Genomic DNA, 15291 nt, shown 5'->3' on the forward strand with positions numbered 1-15291 from the left:
CCACCCCGAATTCATCCCACCCACCTGGCTCGACCCCACACAAATCCCCCGCCGCAACCACTACCACCACCGAACGTGAACACGACAAGCAACGACCACCACCTCCGTCAAGCGGCGTGGTGAAGGCGTGCACCGGCTTGGCCGCCGCCGAACCGGCCAATCGGTGACCGTTCACCGAGGCCGATTACCTGCGACCCGCACGCCCAGCGCGTAGGGCAAGCGAGCCCGCGACAATCAGCGAGTGCCCAGGAACCCAGCGGACAACTGGCACCAGCCAGCGACAAAGGCCAGCGGGAAAAGGGCAACGGCCCACGCCAGCGGGCAACAGCCAGCAGAAGCAGACAGCAGGCGGCGGGGCGGCGGGGCGGCGGGGCGGCGGGACGGCGGCCGCAGGAGGCAGGCAGCGGGCGGCAGGCAGCAGGCAGCAGGCAGCAGGCAGCAGGCAGCAGCAACCAGCAACAGGCAGTGACGCAGTGGTCAGCGGCAGCCGCCCAACAGCCAGCCGCCCCGCGCTCGTTCGGTCGAAGCGATTGAGGCAGACCGGCGACCTACGGCGAGTCCGCGCGGACCGCCGCCGCAGGCCGTTTAGATGTCGGTGACGCGGATGCCGGCGTGCGCCTTGTAGCGCTTGTTGATGGCGATCAGGTTGGCGGTGAACGCCTCGATCTGGTGGGCGTTGCGCAGGCGGCCGGCGTAGATGCCGCGCATGCCGGGGATCCGGGCGGCGAGCGCGCCGACCACGCCGACCAGTTCGCGGTCTTCGGTGCAGATCAGCACGTCCAGGTCGATCCGGTCGACCTCGGGGTCGGCCAGCAGTGGGGCGCTGACGTGGTTGAACGCGGCGCAGACGCGGGAGTTGGGCAGCAGCGCTGCGGCCTGCTGGACGGCGCTGCCCTCGGGGACGGTGAGCGCGTACGGGCCCTGCTTGTCGAAGCCGAGCGGGTTGACGCAGTCGACGACGATCGTGCCGGCGAGCGGCTCGGCGAGAGCGGCGATGGTCGCGGCGTGTCCGTCCCACGGCACCGCGATGATCACCACGTCGCTGCGGCGGGCCACCTCGTCGTTTGCCGCGCCGGTGATGGTGGCGTCGGCGGGCATGCCTGGCAGCGCGGCGATCTCGGCGGCGGACTCGGAGGCCCGCTCCGCTGACCGGGAGCCGATCAACACCGTCTGCCCGGCCCGCGCGAACCGGTAGGCGAGACCCCGCCCCTGATCGCCGGTGCCACCGATGATGCCGACCGTCAGCCCGGACACGTCGGGCAGCGTGCTCGCGTCGTATGCCATGGGTTCATCCTCGCAAACCGCCTGGTCCGGCAGCAGCGGTGGGCACTGTGACAATCCCCGCTACGCACGCGCCGGATGCCCGCCAAAGGCACGCCCAGCGCGGGCCAGCAGCGCGCCGGACTCCCGGTCAAGACGCGCCGAACGCCGGGCCAGCGACGCGCCGGGCTCCCGGCAGGCGTGCCGAACGCCGGGGCGAAGGCCGACGGACACCCGAGCGAGAAGGCTCAGGCCAGCTCGAACAGGACGGTACGGGTCGTCGGGTCGGCGGTGACGAGGCGGACCCGGACCCGTTCGCCGAGCGGCAGTTCGCCGAGGCAGCGGGCGCGGACCGGTGGGGCGTCCAGGGCCACCGTCCCGCCGGGCGGGCGGGGGCGGGACTTGCCGTTGGGCGGGGAGTCGACGTCGAGGACCGCCGCGTCGAAGGTCTCCCCCACCCGGTGCGCGAGCAGCACTGCTTCGGCCAGTTCCACTGCGCCGCGGCTGGCCGCCGAGGCGGTCCGGTCGGTGCTGGCCATCACCTCAGGCAGCCGGGGCAGCGCGGCGCGCGCCCAGTCGGGCACCTCCTGGCCCTCGTGCAGGGCCAGGCAGACCTCTGTGGCGTACCGGTCGGCCAGGCGCCGCAGCGGCGCCGTGACGTGGGCGTACGCGGCGGCGACGCCCCCGTGTTCGGGTTGTTCGGGCGTTGCCCCGTCGAATGCGGTGTACGCCGCGCCGCGCATCAGCTCGGCTGCCTGGTCGATGAAGGCGGCACAGCGCGGTTCGGCCGGGTCCAGCCGTGCGATCACCTCGCCCGGGGCGGCGCCGTCGGGCCAGTGCACGCCCAGCGGCGCGGCGGCGGCCCGCAGCCGCTGCACCGCCTCCGGCTTGGGTCCGGGCATGGTGCGCAGCAGGCCGACGCCGCCGGCAAGCATGATGTCGGCGGCGGCCATCCCGGTCAGCAGGGAGATCTGCGCGTTGTGTTCCTCCATGGGGGCCGGCCCACGCAGCACCAGCCGCCAGCCGTCGCCGTCGGGCTCCACGTCCTGTTCGGGCAGCGGCAGGTTGATGGCACCCCGACGCAGGCCTCGGGCAGTCAGCCGGTCGCCGATCTCGGGCAGCAGCGCGATCGGGTCGGGCAGCGTGCCGGCGTCGGCTGCCGCCTGCACCCCTGTGTAGTCGAGCTTGGCGCGGCTGCGGACCAGTGCGCGTTCCAGCTCGACGGCCACGGTGCCGCCGTCGGCGTCCAGGTCGATGGTCCAGACCACTGCGGCCCTGTCGTCGTCGGGCAGCAGACTCGCCGCGCCCTCGCTGAGGGTCAGCGGGTGCAGCGGTACGTGCCCGTCGGGCAGGTAGACGGTCTGCCCCCGCCGCCACGTCTCCTCCTCCAGCGCGCCGCCGGGGCGGACGTGCGCGGCGACGTCCGCTATCGCGTACCGCACGCGGTAGCCGCCGCCCGGACGGCGGGCGAGGTGCATCGCCTGGTCCAGGTCGCGGGAGGTGGCAGGGTCGACAGTGACGAACGGTACGTCGGTGCGGTCGACGGCTGGCCGGGGCGGCGCGGCTGCCGCCGCGTCGGCCTCCCGCTGGGCGTCTGCCGGGAACTCCTCGGGCAGGCCGAGTTCGCGGCGCAGCGCGCCGAAGTCGATGCGGGGGGCGAGTACGCGTCGGATCACCACGAGGTCAATCCTGACAGCGCCGCCGGTGATCCGCTTCCGGTGACCGGCCGAGATCTCCCGGCCGGTTCACTCCTCGGATCGGGCGGCGTGCGCTCAGCCGGTCGCCTTCCGGGCGGTGCTGCGCGTACCCCGGGGGGCTGTGGCTCGTGCGGCGACCGGGCGGGCCGGTGACTTGCGGGCGGTCACCTTGCGGGCGGGCGCCTTGGCCGCGGCGGTGGTCTTCTTGGCGGGAGCCTTCTTGGCCGCCGCCTTGCGGGTGGTGGCCGACGAGGTGCTTGTCGACTTCGCGGCGGGGGCCTTCTTCGCCGCGGCCTTGCGGGCGCCGCCGCTCGGGCGGGTGGACGCGGCCTTCTTCGCCGCCGTCGTCTTCTTCGCGGGAGCCTTCTTGGCGGTCGTCTTCGTGGCCGGTGCCTTCTTGGCCGCGGTCTTCGTCGCCGACGAGGTGGTCTTGCGGGCTGGCGCCTTCACCGCGGCGGTGGTCTTCTTCGCCGCCGACGAGGTGGTCTTGCGCGCCGTGGACGCCGGGGTCCGCTTAGCCGCGGTGGTGGTCTTGCGGGTGGTGGTCTTCTTCGCCGGGGCCTTCGCGGCCGCCGTGGTGGTCTTCTTGGCCGGCGCCTTCTTGGCCGCCGCAGTGGTCGTCCGCGCCGTGGTGGTCGTCCGCGCCGCGCTGGTCGTCCGCGCCGCGCTGGTCTTCCTCGCCGCGCTGGTCTTCTTCGCGGCGGAGGTCTTCTTCGCCGCGGTGGTCTTGGCTGTGGTGGTCTTCTTCGCTGGCGCCTTCTTGGCGGCCGTGGCGGTCTTCTTGGCCGGGGCGCGCCCCGCGCCGCCGGCTGCCTTCCGGGCTGGCGCCTTCGCCGTGGTGGACTTGCGCACGGGCGTGGTCCGGCTCGCTCCCGTGTTCCGCTCCGCCGCTGCGGTCTTCTTAGCGGTGGTGCGCCGGGCAGCCGGGCGGGTGGTGGCCTGCTGTGCTTCGGCCATCGTGGTTCCTCCTTGAGGACGTGCTCTCGCGTGCGTCCTCGCGGAGCACGAATCACCGCGACGCGGGCCGTCCCGCGCCGTCTACTTGTCCTCCCCAGCCCAACGGGCGTCCTCGGCATCCCACGCCTCGTTGCGCTCCTGCACCCGTTGCAGTGCGTTCTCCGCGTCGGCCGCCGAGTTGTACGGGCCGAGAACGTGCTTCGCCGGGCACACGTCGGCGTCCGTCTCGACCCGGTGGTGCCGCGTGCACCAGTAGAACTGCCCACCACGTCCGCTGTCGCTCATGGGAATCACTGTGCACCGGGAACCGACCGGCCGCCACTGGATCGCGCAAGTCGCCGACTTCTCCACAGTAGAGCTGGTTTTAGCCGCTTGGGCCAGAACAGCGAAAGAAGCCCAAGTCGGGATACTTCGTCCGCCAGCGGCAGTCGGCCGAACGGCCGGTTCCGCCCTTCCGAAGGGTGGGGCAGCATCGGTCGCCGTGATCAACACGGTGACCGGCACGGGGGCGTGCCCGGGGTGTGGGGCAACGACGGCGTCCGTACGAGACGCGGTGCCCTGGTGTCCCCGCTGCGAGTGGAACCTGGACACGTACGACCCGGTGCGGCGCGAACAAAGGAGTACGAGCGCTTCCGCCGTACCGTCAGCTGGTCGGCGTGACGCCGACGCGGCCTGACGCCGATGTGGCGCGCCGGGACGACGGCGGCCGCCGGGGTCGTGCCTATGATCGCCGGATGGGGACACCGGACTACATCGTGGGGATGCGTGAGCACGTCGGCCACGACCTGCTCTGGCTGCCGAGCGTCAGTGCCGTCATCCGTAACGACGCCGGTGAGCTGTTGCTCGGCCAACGCTCCGACGACAGGCGTTGGTCGGTGATCAGTGGGTTCGTCGAGCCGGGCGAGCAGCCGGCGACCGCGCTGGTCCGCGAGGTACGCGAGGAGACCGGCCTGGACGTGGCTCCGGTGCGGATGTCCAGTGCCGTCTCGCACCCGCACACCTATCCCAACGGGGACCGGTGCGAGTACCTCAACCTGGGCTTCCTGTGCCGGGTGGTGGCCGGCACGGCACGGGTCAACGACGACGAGTCGCTGGCCGTGCGGTGGTTCCCGATGGACCGACTGCCCGCGCTGGACAAGCACGCGCTCCTGGTCATCGCGTACGCGTTGCGCGAGAACACCACTGCCGGCTACCTGCCGCCGGGCACCACGTGGGACGACGTACCCGACTGAGCCGCGCCGGGCTGCTGCATGATCCAGGTCGGCAGCGGCTCTGCCACGTACCGCACGATCTCCCAGCCGGCGCGGCGGTACAGCTCGACGTTTGCCGGGTTGCTGGTCTCCAGGACCGCCGGTAGACCATCGGCGGCGGCCCGATCCAGCCCGGCCCGCATGGCGGCGCGACCCCAACCACGTCCGGCGCTGTCGGGGTGGGTGCCCAGGACGCCGAGATACCAGTACGGGAATTCCGGCAGCGCGGCGTGCACGGCAGCGTCATAACCCTCGACCCGGCCCAGCACGTCGGCCGGGTAGTGAGCGGCGAGGCTGACCTCCGGCGATCCGTGGCCGTCGGCCGGTGGCTCCCAGATGGCGACCGACGCGCCGCCGCCGATCGTCCAGATCGACGACCTGTGCACCCGCTTGTCGAAGAGGTGCCCGAAGAAGGCGGCGGCGTACCGCGGGTAGGTCTCCTCGTCGGGGAACAGGTACCGCAGGACGGGGTCCTTGACGAACGCGGCGACGAGCGTACCGACGACCGCCGGACGGTCCGCTGGGGTGGCGATCGTGATCTCGGGCGCTGTCACAGCCGCCGACACTATCGCGGGCCGAGCGACGCGGGTGTCGTGCGCTATCCGAAGGTGAACGCGTACGCCTGCGCGCCGGGTCCACCGAACCTGATCTCCAGGGTTCGCTCACGCACGGTGTCGTGCTGGCGGACGAGCTGGTAGAGCCGGCCCTCCTGGAGTACGCCGTTGCCGCCCTCGTCGACGTCGACGCCGTGCGACGCGCCGGGAGCCGCACCGTCGATGAGCACCTGGAACCCGACCGGCTGCCGTACACCTGATGACAGCACGAGATGCGCGTCGCGTGCGTGGAACCGGAAGGCGATGCTGCCGCCGGCACCGTCGAGCACGACGTTCTCCGGCCCGATCGTCCACTCCCCCGCCAGTGCCCACTTGTTGAGGTCCAGGCGCTCCGGTATGTCGTAGGCGCGACGTTCGTCGAGCGCCGCGCCGTTCGGCGACGCGAAGTGTTCGCCACGGCTGAATCCGAGGTACGTCTCCGGCGTGCGCAGCTGCCCCCAGTCGGCCTCCGCCTCCACGCCGACGCCTTCGACGGGTACGGGGGCGCGCTCGACGCCGAGCAGTTGCTGGATGACGCGCTCGGACTGCTCGTAGCGTCCCTCGCCGAAGTGCTGGTCGCTGATGACGCCGTCAGCGTCGACGAAGTAGAGCGCCGGCCAGTAGTGGTTGTCGAAGGCGCTCCAGATGGCGTAGTCGTTGTCGACAGCGACCGGGTAGTCGATCGCCCGCGCGGCGACCGCCTGCCGTACCCGGTCGGTGTCGTGCTCGAAGGAGAACTCCGGCGTGTGCACACCGACCACGACCAGCCCGTCGTCGCGGTACGCCTGGGACCAGGCGCGGACGTACGGCTCCTGGCGCAGCCAGTTGATGCACGTCAGGGTCCAGAAGTTCACGAGGACGGCACGGCCGCGCAGCCCCGCGGGGTCGAGTGGCTCGGAGTTGAGCCACTCGACCGCCCCACCCAGCGGGGGCATGTGCACGGTCATCTAGCGCAGCGACCGGAAGGCGGTACGGATCTCCTCCGAGAACAGTTTCGGCTGCTCCCAGGCCGCGAAGTGCCCGCCGGTGTCGAGCTTGTTGTAGTAGATGAGGTTGGGGTACGCCTGCTCGGCCCAACTCTGCGGCGCCTCGTACAGCTCGTCGGGAAAGACGCTCACGGCAACGGGGACGTTGACGCCCTTCGTGGCGAAGAACGAGAGCTTGTTCTCCGCGTACAGGCGGGACGCGGAGACCGCCGTGTTTGTCAGCCAGTAGAGCGAGATGTTGTCAAGGATGTCGTCGCGGGTGAGGCCGGCTGTGGCGCCGTCGAAGACCTGCGCGATCAGGGCCAGGCTCTTCGCGTCGTGGTCGAGCAGGAACGACGCCAGACCCACTGGAGAATCGGCGAGCCCGGTAAGGGTCTGCGGGCGCGTCGCCATCATGAGGGCGTACGCCACGTGCTTCCAGACGTAGTCCAGCTCGGTGGCCGCGCGCATCTCGTCGTCGGACAGCCCGGACGGCAGCGAACCCATGGCGTTGTTCGCGCCTGTGGTGTCGCCCTGGAACAGCAGGTCGATCTCCGGCGGCACCGCACCCGGCATGTTCGTGTGGATGCCGAGCAGCTCCGGGGGCGCCTGGACACCCATCTGGTCCACGACGACAGCACCCCAGTCGCCGCCCTGCGCCACGAACCGGTCGTAGCCGAGACGCTTCATCAACTCGGTCCAGGCCGTGGCGATCTTCTCCGGGTTCCAGCCCGACGCTGTGGGCTTGCCCGAGAAGCCGTGGCCGGGCAGCGACGGGATCACCAGGTGGAAGGCGTCCGACGCGCTCCCGCCGTGGGCAGTGGGGTCGGTAAGCGGCTCAATGATCTTCAGCTGCTCGATGATCGAACCGGGCCACCCGTGCGTGACGATGAGCGGCAACGCGTCCTCGTGCTTGGAGCGGACGTGGATGAAGTGGATGTCCACCCCGTCGATGGTGGTCAGGAACTGCGGTACGGAGTTCAGGCGTGCTTCGACAGTGCGCCAGTCGTACTCCTTCTCCCAGTAGCGGGCGACGGCCTGGATCGTCGCGAGCGGCACGCCCTGCGACTGGTCGTCGACAGTCTCCTTGTCCGGCCAGCGGGTGGCGGCGATGCGCCTGCGTAGGTCGTTAAGGTCGGCCTGGGGGATTTCCACCGTGAACGGCCGGATCTCCGTGGTGCCGGGACGTGTCTTGGTCTTGACCGCCATGCGTGCCGTCCTCTCCCGTTCGAGTTCACTGGAGGGTGCCGTCTGCTGGGCGCGGGCGGGCGGCAAAGAGGCCGCCGCGAACCCGTTCGTCAGGCCACTGCCGGGCTCCGGTGCCCGTCGAACCAGGGCACGCCCGCCGCCACATCTCGAAGCGTAGAACGGCCCGCCCCGTCATCGCGGGCATACCAGCAAGGCCCGTCCGGGACCAGCATCCGGCGGCCGGCCAGGCCGTCGTCACGCCATCGGGTCGGCCGTACGCCGTGGTCGACGTTTACGACGACGACGCGCACGATTGCCCATCTGAGCCGGACCGCTGCGGGGCTTTCGGCCCGGCCGGGGCCAGCCGTTCAACGGCTTCAGGACAGAAACGGCAGCGGACAGGGGAAAGATGGCCAGAACCGGCAAACCGATCGCCAGCGCCACAGCGAACACCCACTCGATCTCGCCATCGGGCCACATCCACTGCGCCCCCGGACCACTGACCCGACCGGCGACAGTGGGGCCAGGGTGCTCATCGCCGTGCACGAAAAGCTGCACCGAGTCGATGTGGAGCTCACCCGCGTCCGAGGTGAAGGGGCCGGTGCAGCTCCAGCCGAGCGTCCAGAACTGCGGGTCTTCCGCCGCCGTGCTCTCCTGACAGACCACGGCGACCGAACCGGGCACACCCCAGATGGTGGCCCGGACGCCGTCCCAGGCGTCGGGCAGCACGAGGTGCCACCAGGCCAGCGCGATCGCAAGAGCGCACGAGACCAGGACGCCGGACACGAGGCGGTCCAGCCAGTCGGCTTCCCGGATCGCTGCGGGCAGATGCTTCAGCCGCGGACGGCGGGCTCGTGACCTCCGCACACGCCGCATGGTCGGAGGGTAGCTGCCCTCGGCTTCACCACCGTCGGCCAGTAACACCGCCAGCGACGCAGAACCTCGATGACGGTGATCCCGGGAAGGACCACCTTCATATCGGGGTTCTGCGTCTTCTCGTTGCGCCGCAACGAGACCGGGCGCGTCCGGACCGCCGATCGAGCCAGCTACTCCAAGTCATCAACCCTTACTCGGAAAGGCCCAGTGGAGGATCAGCAGGGGGTCAGCTGCCAAGTCACCTTCGTCACGTTGACCGGTATATACAGGTCGCCCCCGGTCCCGCCGGCAGGAGCGCAGCTTTTGAAGGGAATCGACGAGCCGAAAGTGAACCCGGATATTACGGCGTCGCGGCCTGTGCCGTTGTAGAAGTTGAATCCCTGGATGCTGCCGGTCCACTCGCTGTTGGTCGTCAGAGACGGCGTCTCGACGGGGCCCTGCGGCGGGTGATTCCAGTTGGGCCAGATGCAGAGCATGCCCTGCGGGCAGTTCCCGGACCCCCAGTCTTGTATCGACACTCCGGGTGCCGCCGCCGAGGCGGCGGGGGCGGTGGCCAGCAGGCCTGCGACGGACGCGGCGATGGCGATGGCGATGGATTTCAACAGCACGGTTCACCCACTCTTAGATAGATGCTTATCATTGCGAATTTAAACTACCGGCGGAAAATTGACAGGTCAAGCACCTGAAGCGACGTAGTCCGGGCGGGTCGCTCGGAAGCTGGCGTCCTTCGCCACCATCCCTCTCCGAACGGCCTGCGACCCCGTCGGCGTGGCGGGTGACGGCCCACTCGATGATCTTGCGTTGCCGCAGGGCACTGCGGCAGCATCAGGCGTCATGATGGCGCCAGACCCGGACCCCAACGACGACATCCCGGCCGGCACCAACGGCACACGCCGGTGGCGTCGCCGTGCCAGACACTTGTTGGCCGGAGCCGGAATCACCGCCTTGGCGGCCGTACTCGGCATCACCCTCGCCGTACGTGGCGGCGCCACCCCGGCCTGCGCCGCGCCACCCACCGGAGACACCGTCCACAAGGCAAAAGCCAGCTTCTACGACGCCGGCCGATCGGGCGGCAACTGCTCCTTCCCGGGCCCACCCGCGGACCGGCTCTACGTGGCCCTCGGCTCGTCGGCATACTCCGGGGCCGCGGCCTGCGGCAGCTACCTGGACGTGACCGGCCCGAAGGGCACCGTCCGGGTCATGGTGATGGACCAGTGCGGCGGGTGCGGGTCCGGCAAGATCGACCTCTCCGAAGAGGCGTTCGCGAAGATAGCCGACCGGGCGCAGGGCATCGCGCAGGTGACGTACCGGGCAGTGGTGGACCCGCCGCTCGACGGAGGGCTCACCTTCCGGATGAAGGGCGGCGCCTCCCAGTGGTGGTTCGCCGTGCAGGTCGGCAACCACGGAAACCCGCTCCGCTCGGTCGAGGCGAAGGGGCCGGGCGGCAACTTCCGCAAGGCCGCCCGCCAGAGCGACAACTACTGGACCGTCGAGGGCGGGCTCGGCCCCGGGCCCTACAGCATCAGGGTCACCGACGTGTACGGACGCGAGGCGACCGCCACCACCATCCGGATGGTCACGAAACAGGCCCAACGCAGCACTGCCGTACTCGCCTCCCCCACCCCCAGCAGTTCACCTTTACCTTCAGCTCCGCCGTCCCCCAGCATCACGCCCTCGCCGACCCCGTCCGAATCGGTCGCACCAACAGCGACCGTCGAAGCGCTCGCCGGCGCCGCTCCCCTCAACGTCCCCCGCTGCTGACCGGCGAGGCCGTCGGGCCAGAGACAACCACCCGAGGAACCTCGCGTGCATGGCGGGCAGGTCCGGCCGCAGCCCCAGGCCGTACACATCGTCGATCGCCTCACGCATCGACGCGGCCAGATAGAACGTCAGCGCGATCGAGTGGCCGTGGAACTCGATCATGAGGCCGAGTTGCGCCGGACTGCACGGCCAGGGCGCGGCGCAGGTGCGGCACAACCACGCCGGGCGCATCGGCAGGTGCGGACGAGGCCGGGTCATCCGACCCGCACCGGACCCAGCCGGGCGGGACGACGCTTCACAGACCCCGACGGTACGACGGGCAGGGCCAGCAACCGCACGCCCGCGCGCATCACGAACAACTCCCGCCGCGCCACCGCGTCGCCGGCCGCGTCCAGCTCGTAGCCCTCAACCCATACCCATCCGTCGTACGTGTGCCGCTCGGGCAGCTCACGGATGACGCGTACGAAGATCGGGCGCAGGAACTACACGCTCGCGGCGGTGGTCAGGTAGACCACGTCGCCCGCCTTCATCGTCCCGATCACTGCTCGGGGCTTCCGGACTGGTCGTTCGCGGACGTTGGTCTTCTGCTCTCAGGCTCGTCGCCAGGCACAGTGCTCCCCCTGGTGCCGTCGGAAAAGGGCCGCAACCGCGAGTGCTGTGCGGCTTCGGTACGGACGCGACCGCCGGTGTCGTGGTACCCGCCGGACGCCGCCTGGTGACACTCTGCTGTGGAGGCCACTACGCTCGGAAGGTGCTCGCGACGTCCGGGCTGAGCTGGCAGAACAGGTGCCCGACGTGTGGTGCCACGGGTAGTTGATCTCTGATTTGGGAGGCGTTGAATGGGCGATGTGCCGAGTCCCCTCGCGGACTTCATCGTCAGCGAGATCCGCCGCGCTCGCGGCGCGGCCGGGATGACGCAAGAGGCGTTCGGCCGGGCGGCAGGGTTCAGCGCTTCCCACGTCAGCGCAGTGGAGAGCGGCACCCGAGCGCTGACGATGGACCTGATTCGTGGAGCAGACCGCGCCTTCGGCAACGGCGGCCTGTTCGGACGCCTGGTCGGGAAGCTCGGCGCACCGTCGTGGTTCCTGCCGTGGCTCGACGCCGAACGCGGCGCGCGACAGCTTCGACTCTTCGAGCCACTACTGATCCCGGGACTGCTCCAGACCGAGAACTACGCGCACGTCGTGATGCGCCTGAACGACCTCATGTCGGCCACAGAGGTGGACCAACAGGTGAGCGCCCGCATGAGTCGGCACAAGATCCTGACCGGTGACTCGCCGCCACAGGTGGTGGCAGTGCTTGATGAATCCACGCTTCGCCGCGCAGGCGAGGAACACGCCGGCATCATGGCTGAGCAGGTCGCCCACCTCATCGCCGTCGCCGAACTGCCCCACGTCCACGTGCATGTGATCCCGGCAGGCGCCGGCCTCCACATCGGGCTGTCCGGGCCGTTCGCGCTGGCGCGGGCAAGCGACGGGGCGTGGGTCGGGCACCTCGAAAATCAGCTGGGCGGGATCGTGGTCGACAGCGAAGATGGGCTACATACTCTTCAGGCGAGGTGGGAAAACGTCCGGAACGAAGCCCTCCCGCGCAGACAGTCCAACGAACTGATGAAGGAGGTACTCAGCCATCATGGACCTCACTAACGCCACGTGGCGAAAGGCCCAGCGCAGCGGTTCGTCGGGAGGCAACTGCGTCGAGGTCGCCGACAACCTGCCCGGAGTCATCGGCGTCCGGGACAGCAAGGACCCCGCCGGCCCGGCCCTCACCTTCGGCCCGGCGGCATGGCGGGCTTTCGTCGCTCACGTAGCCACCCAGCAGTAACCGAGCCAACAGGGAGACCGCCCCCAAGGGAGTAGGAGCCAGCTCCAAGCCAGGCCGTGACGGAAGCCTGCGGGGCCACTCTGCGCGGATGGCCGGGGCTTCCGCCTGCCGCGCCAGTCCAACCTCAGGACTGGCTTGCCACCGGGTCACCGGGAAGGAAGCAGATCAGGAGGCACCCAGCCTGATCGTGCTCTGCAGCCGTACCCTCGTGATCGTCGAGGAGGTTGCCGGGTGACCATTTCGTGGGGTGCTACGTGTCCGACGTCAGGGAAGTTCGCTTCGGTGGAGCGGTCGGACTTCGCTGGCCTCATCGAGCGGTTCGAAGAACTGCGTGCCCAGAGGCGCGGCTACCTCGAAGTACGGGGCAGCGCCGTGTTCCCTGTGCTGACGCTCGGGTTCGCGGGTTCTGCAGCGGTCGTCCATCTGATGATGGACGAGGACGCCATGTCTCTCCTGGCCGCCGATAAGCCTGCGGACGCAGATGCGGAAGTGGTGGTGCTGGACGACCCGGTCGACTTCAACGCGGACTTCGTTCTCAATCTCGAACGCGCCTGGCAGATTGTCGAAGAGTTCGTCCGCACCGGTGATCCTCGTCGGGCAGGAGAGTGGCGCGAGTTGTAGTGATGGCTACGGCCGGATTGCTCCCGCGCGTCGCCGCAGCGGGCAGCCGGCACGACGCTTGCTGAGCCGGCGCTCAGGGTGTCTCCAGGGCGTCCGGGCGTCGTTAGGCCGTCAAACGCCGACCATCGGCGCCCGGACATAGAACCAGCTCACAGCCATGATCGAGGCTCTGGGCTGGTGGGCGACGGACGAGTCGACCTGTACGCCGGATTCTGTGCGCGACGCGTACCCCGGAGGGTTGCGCCGGCGGCGGCCATCCATCTCGGCCTGCCGTTGCCGGCAGGCTCCAGCGGCCTACCCGCAGACATCGGGCGGGCAGCCCTCAAGCGTCTGCGCCGGGTCGTCATCTTCCGGTGACGGCCCTTGCTTGGCCTTGCTCCGGGTGGGGTTTACCGAGCCACCCCGGTCACCCGGGGTGCTGGTGGGCTCTTACCCCACCGTTTCACCCTTACCGACCCCCGTGGGGGTTGGCGGTCTGTTTTCTGTGGCACTGTCCCGCGGGTCGCCCCGGGTTGCCGTTAACAACCACCCTGCCCTGTGGAGTCCGGACGTTCCTCGGCGGCGGGCCGGGGCCCGCCGACGCGACCGCCCGGTCGACTCGTCCGTCGCGCTCTCATCCTAACGACGTACGGTCGGCTGGTATTGCCGCCCCGCACTGGGCAAGATCGCGCAGCTCAGGGGCCGACGGTCCGGCGGGTGGATTGCCGGGGGTAAGGACTAGCCTCAGGGGGCTATGGATCTCCCTCATGCCGCGCTGCTGCTCGCCGCCGGTCTCGCCGCTGGCACTGTCAACGCGGTGGCCGGCGGCGGTTCGTTGATCACCTTTCCGGCGATGATCGCGGCCGGCTTGCCGCCGGTGGCGGCGAACGTCAGCAACTCGGTGGCCGTGTTCCCCGGCTACGTGGCGAGCGTGGCGGGCAGCAAGGCCGATCTGCCACGCCGTCGGGCGCTGGCGACCCTCGTGCCCACCGCCCTTGTCGGCACGATCGCCGGGGCGTTGCTGCTGCTGGCCACGCCGGCCCGCGCGTTCGAGGTCGTCGTACCCTTCCTGGTCCTCGGTGCGACAGCGGTCCTGGCCTTCCAGGATCCGCTGCGCCGCCTGGTCGGTCACCCCCGCGATTTGTCGCCGCGCCGCCGGACGGTCGCGGTGCAGACGATGGTCGCTGTCGGCGCGGTGTACGGCGGGTACTTCGGCGCGGCATTGGGAGTGATGCTCGTCGCCGGCCTGGCACTGGTGCTGGACGCGACACTGGCACGGGTGAGCGCGATCAAGAACCTGCTCTCCGCGGTGGTCGGCCTCACGACGCTGGTGGTTTTCGCCCTGTTCGGCCCGCTGAACTGGGCGGCCGTCGCGGTGGTCGCGCCAGCCACGTTGATCGGTGGGTACGCCGGTGCGCGGCTCGTCCGCCGGCTGCCGCCGGTGGTGCTCAAGACGCTGATCGTGGTGTTCGGCACGACGATCGGCTTCTACCTGCTGTGGCGTGCCTTGAGCTGACCGCCCCGCCCACGCGCGCAAGATCTACGCAACTTCACTGGTAGTGCTGCCTCAACCGGCGTCGAGGCAGCACCTTCCCCGAACTTGCTGCCTCGCGAGCCCGGCGCGGGGAGCGGGCGTCGGGTCGCTCAGTAGGCCTCGCCTACCGGCTCTTCCGGGGCGTGTTCGCTCGACGACGGCGATGCCAGCGATGGCGAGGAAGGCCACCAGCGTGGTGGCGTAGATGGCACTGCGGTTCGGTTCGGTTCGCCGATCCACTGCGACTCCCGAGATAGCTGTATGATACAGGCACTTATCCTGTATCATACAGCTATGAGCGACGACCCCCGCCGGGACACCGAAGCCGCCCTGGACGAGGCCACCCTCGGCCGCATCGAGACCGAGGTAGCCCTACTGATGCGCTTCGGCGAGGCGACGCGCCGGGCCACCGGCAACGCCGAGCACCGGGTGCTCGACCGCGCGGCGTACGTGATCCTGCGCCACCTCGACGCCGCCGGCCCGCAGAACGTCTCCGTGCTCGCCGCCCGGCTCAACCTGGACGGCTCGACAGTGACCCGGCAGGTGACCGCGCTCCAGCGGGACGGCCTGATCACCCGTACGCCCGATCCGTCCGACGGCCGGGGCACGGTCATCTCCCCCACCACCGCCGGCCTGCAACGGATGGCGGCGGTGCGGGCCGCGCGGACCCGGCTCTACGGCGACATGCTCGCCGACTGGACCGCCGACGACCGGGAAGACCTGGCGCGGTTGCTGAACCGCCTCAACCAGGCCCTGGTGGACCGCAACAGCCGCCGTTCCTGAACC

General features: G+C 70.1%; 16 protein-coding genes and 1 other RNA gene. 7 read left to right on the forward strand and 10 right to left on the reverse strand.

The window, feature by feature from the left end; translation table 11 throughout:
• Positions 1-585: 585 nt before the first annotated feature.
• From npdG to ACPXB1_RS20145, 4 genes are all read right to left on the reverse strand, one after another.
• Positions 586-1284 carry an NADPH-dependent F420 reductase gene (npdG, locus tag ACPXB1_RS20130; RefSeq protein WP_355633015.1) on the reverse strand — a complete coding sequence of 233 codons (699 nt, stop codon included), beginning with the start codon at positions 1282-1284 and terminating at the stop codon, positions 586-588.
• Positions 1285-1508: 224 nt separating this feature from the next.
• Complete coding sequence (locus tag ACPXB1_RS20135) at positions 1509-2939, reverse strand: RNB domain-containing ribonuclease (protein ID WP_355633018.1); 1431 nt, start codon at positions 2937-2939, stop codon at positions 1509-1511.
• A gap of 93 nt (positions 2940-3032) precedes the next feature.
• The gene (locus ACPXB1_RS20140) at positions 3033-3914 is read right to left on the reverse strand and encodes a histone (RefSeq protein ID WP_425735649.1); all 882 of its coding nucleotides are present in this window, start codon (positions 3912-3914) and stop codon (positions 3033-3035) included.
• Between the two features lie 81 nt (positions 3915-3995).
• Positions 3996-4199 carry a hypothetical protein gene (locus ACPXB1_RS20145; protein ID WP_082377299.1) on the reverse strand — a complete coding sequence of 68 codons (204 nt, stop codon included), beginning with the start codon at positions 4197-4199 and terminating at the stop codon, positions 3996-3998.
• 449 nt (positions 4200-4648) lie between these two features.
• Here ACPXB1_RS20145 and ACPXB1_RS20150 point away from each other — a divergent pair, with 449 nt between their 5' ends.
• Entirely contained in the window at positions 4649-5146 is a 498-nt protein-coding gene (locus ACPXB1_RS20150; protein WP_355595295.1) for an NUDIX hydrolase, read from the forward strand.
• Here the strand turns inward: ACPXB1_RS20150 and ACPXB1_RS20155 are convergent.
• From ACPXB1_RS20155 to ACPXB1_RS20175, 5 genes are all read right to left on the reverse strand, one after another.
• Positions 5104-5718, reverse strand: a complete 615-nt coding sequence (locus ACPXB1_RS20155; protein ID WP_355633024.1) for a GNAT family N-acetyltransferase — start codon at positions 5716-5718, stop codon at positions 5104-5106. The genes ACPXB1_RS20150 and ACPXB1_RS20155 overlap by 43 nt on opposite strands.
• 44 nt (positions 5719-5762) lie before the next feature.
• The gene (locus ACPXB1_RS20160) at positions 5763-6704 is read right to left on the reverse strand and encodes a redoxin family protein (protein WP_425735650.1); all 942 of its coding nucleotides are present in this window, start codon (positions 6702-6704) and stop codon (positions 5763-5765) included.
• Positions 6705-7931 carry an epoxide hydrolase family protein gene (locus ACPXB1_RS20165; RefSeq protein ID WP_425735651.1) on the reverse strand — a complete coding sequence of 409 codons (1227 nt, stop codon included), beginning with the start codon at positions 7929-7931 and terminating at the stop codon, positions 6705-6707. It lies immediately after the preceding gene.
• 234 nt (positions 7932-8165) lie between these two features.
• Positions 8166-8786, reverse strand: a complete 621-nt coding sequence (locus ACPXB1_RS20170; protein WP_355595287.1) for a hypothetical protein — start codon at positions 8784-8786, stop codon at positions 8166-8168.
• Between the two features lie 215 nt (positions 8787-9001).
• The gene (locus ACPXB1_RS20175) at positions 9002-9394 is read right to left on the reverse strand and encodes a hypothetical protein (RefSeq protein ID WP_425735652.1); all 393 of its coding nucleotides are present in this window, start codon (positions 9392-9394) and stop codon (positions 9002-9004) included.
• A 226-nt stretch (positions 9395-9620) separates the two neighbouring features.
• Here ACPXB1_RS20175 and ACPXB1_RS20180 point away from each other — a divergent pair, with 226 nt between their 5' ends.
• The 4 genes from ACPXB1_RS20180 (at position 9621) to ACPXB1_RS20195 (ending at position 12992) form a co-directional block, all read left to right on the forward strand.
• Entirely contained in the window at positions 9621-10547 is a 927-nt protein-coding gene (locus tag ACPXB1_RS20180) for an expansin EXLX1 family cellulose-binding protein (protein WP_355632694.1), read from the forward strand.
• Between the two features lie 839 nt (positions 10548-11386).
• Positions 11387-12193 carry a helix-turn-helix domain-containing protein gene (locus tag ACPXB1_RS20185; RefSeq protein ID WP_306273730.1) on the forward strand — a complete coding sequence of 269 codons (807 nt, stop codon included), beginning with the start codon at positions 11387-11389 and terminating at the stop codon, positions 12191-12193.
• Positions 12180-12371 (forward strand): DUF397 domain-containing protein, encoded by a 192-nt coding sequence (locus ACPXB1_RS20190; protein ID WP_355632691.1) that lies wholly within the window; start codon positions 12180-12182, stop codon positions 12369-12371. The genes ACPXB1_RS20185 and ACPXB1_RS20190 overlap by 14 nt, the downstream gene beginning before the upstream one ends.
• A gap of 282 nt (positions 12372-12653) precedes the next feature.
• Positions 12654-12992 (forward strand): hypothetical protein, encoded by a 339-nt coding sequence (locus ACPXB1_RS20195; RefSeq protein WP_355632688.1) that lies wholly within the window; start codon positions 12654-12656, stop codon positions 12990-12992.
• Positions 12993-13177: 185 nt separating this feature from the next.
• Here the strand turns inward: ACPXB1_RS20195 and rnpB are convergent.
• Positions 13178-13593, reverse strand: an RNA gene (gene rnpB, locus ACPXB1_RS20200) — RNase P RNA component class A.
• Between the two features lie 132 nt (positions 13594-13725).
• Here rnpB and ACPXB1_RS20205 point away from each other — a divergent pair.
• Both ACPXB1_RS20205 and ACPXB1_RS20210 read left to right on the forward strand, forming a co-directional pair.
• The gene (locus ACPXB1_RS20205) at positions 13726-14487 is read left to right on the forward strand and encodes a sulfite exporter TauE/SafE family protein (protein ID WP_355595275.1); all 762 of its coding nucleotides are present in this window, start codon (positions 13726-13728) and stop codon (positions 14485-14487) included.
• A 312-nt stretch (positions 14488-14799) separates the two neighbouring features.
• Positions 14800-15288 (forward strand): MarR family winged helix-turn-helix transcriptional regulator, encoded by a 489-nt coding sequence (locus tag ACPXB1_RS20210; protein WP_355595273.1) that lies wholly within the window; start codon positions 14800-14802, stop codon positions 15286-15288.
• Positions 15289-15291: the final 3 nt, after the last annotated feature.

The organism is Micromonospora sp. DT68 (assembly GCF_049847245.1).
GTDB classification, from domain to species: domain Bacteria; phylum Actinomycetota; class Actinomycetes; order Mycobacteriales; family Micromonosporaceae; genus Micromonospora; species Micromonospora profundi.

Bases quoted from the DNA above. Each gene is read 5' to 3' on its own strand.
- npdG (WP_355633015.1), bottom strand. From the start codon at position 1,284: ATGGCATACGACGCGAGCACGCTGCCCGACGTGTCCGGGCTGACGGTC.
- ACPXB1_RS20140 (WP_425735649.1), bottom strand. From the start codon at position 3,914: ATGGCCGAAGCACAGCAGGCCACCACCCGCCCGGCTGCCCGGCGCACC.
- ACPXB1_RS20145 (WP_082377299.1), bottom strand. From the start codon at position 4,199: ATGAGCGACAGCGGACGTGGTGGGCAGTTCTACTGGTGCACGCGGCAC.
- ACPXB1_RS20150 (WP_355595295.1), top strand. From the start codon at position 4,649: ATGGGGACACCGGACTACATCGTGGGGATGCGTGAGCACGTCGGCCAC.
- ACPXB1_RS20160 (WP_425735650.1), bottom strand. From the start codon at position 6,704: ATGACCGTGCACATGCCCCCGCTGGGTGGGGCGGTCGAGTGGCTCAAC.
- ACPXB1_RS20165 (WP_425735651.1), bottom strand. From the start codon at position 7,931: ATGGCGGTCAAGACCAAGACACGTCCCGGCACCACGGAGATCCGGCCG.
- ACPXB1_RS20170 (WP_355595287.1), bottom strand. From the start codon at position 8,786: ATGCGGCGTGTGCGGAGGTCACGAGCCCGCCGTCCGCGGCTGAAGCAT.
- ACPXB1_RS20180 (WP_355632694.1), top strand. From the start codon at position 9,621: ATGATGGCGCCAGACCCGGACCCCAACGACGACATCCCGGCCGGCACC.
- ACPXB1_RS20185 (WP_306273730.1), top strand. From the start codon at position 11,387: ATGGGCGATGTGCCGAGTCCCCTCGCGGACTTCATCGTCAGCGAGATC.
- ACPXB1_RS20190 (WP_355632691.1), top strand. From the start codon at position 12,180: ATGGACCTCACTAACGCCACGTGGCGAAAGGCCCAGCGCAGCGGTTCG.
- ACPXB1_RS20205 (WP_355595275.1), top strand. From the start codon at position 13,726: ATGGATCTCCCTCATGCCGCGCTGCTGCTCGCCGCCGGTCTCGCCGCT.
- ACPXB1_RS20210 (WP_355595273.1), top strand. From the start codon at position 14,800: ATGAGCGACGACCCCCGCCGGGACACCGAAGCCGCCCTGGACGAGGCC.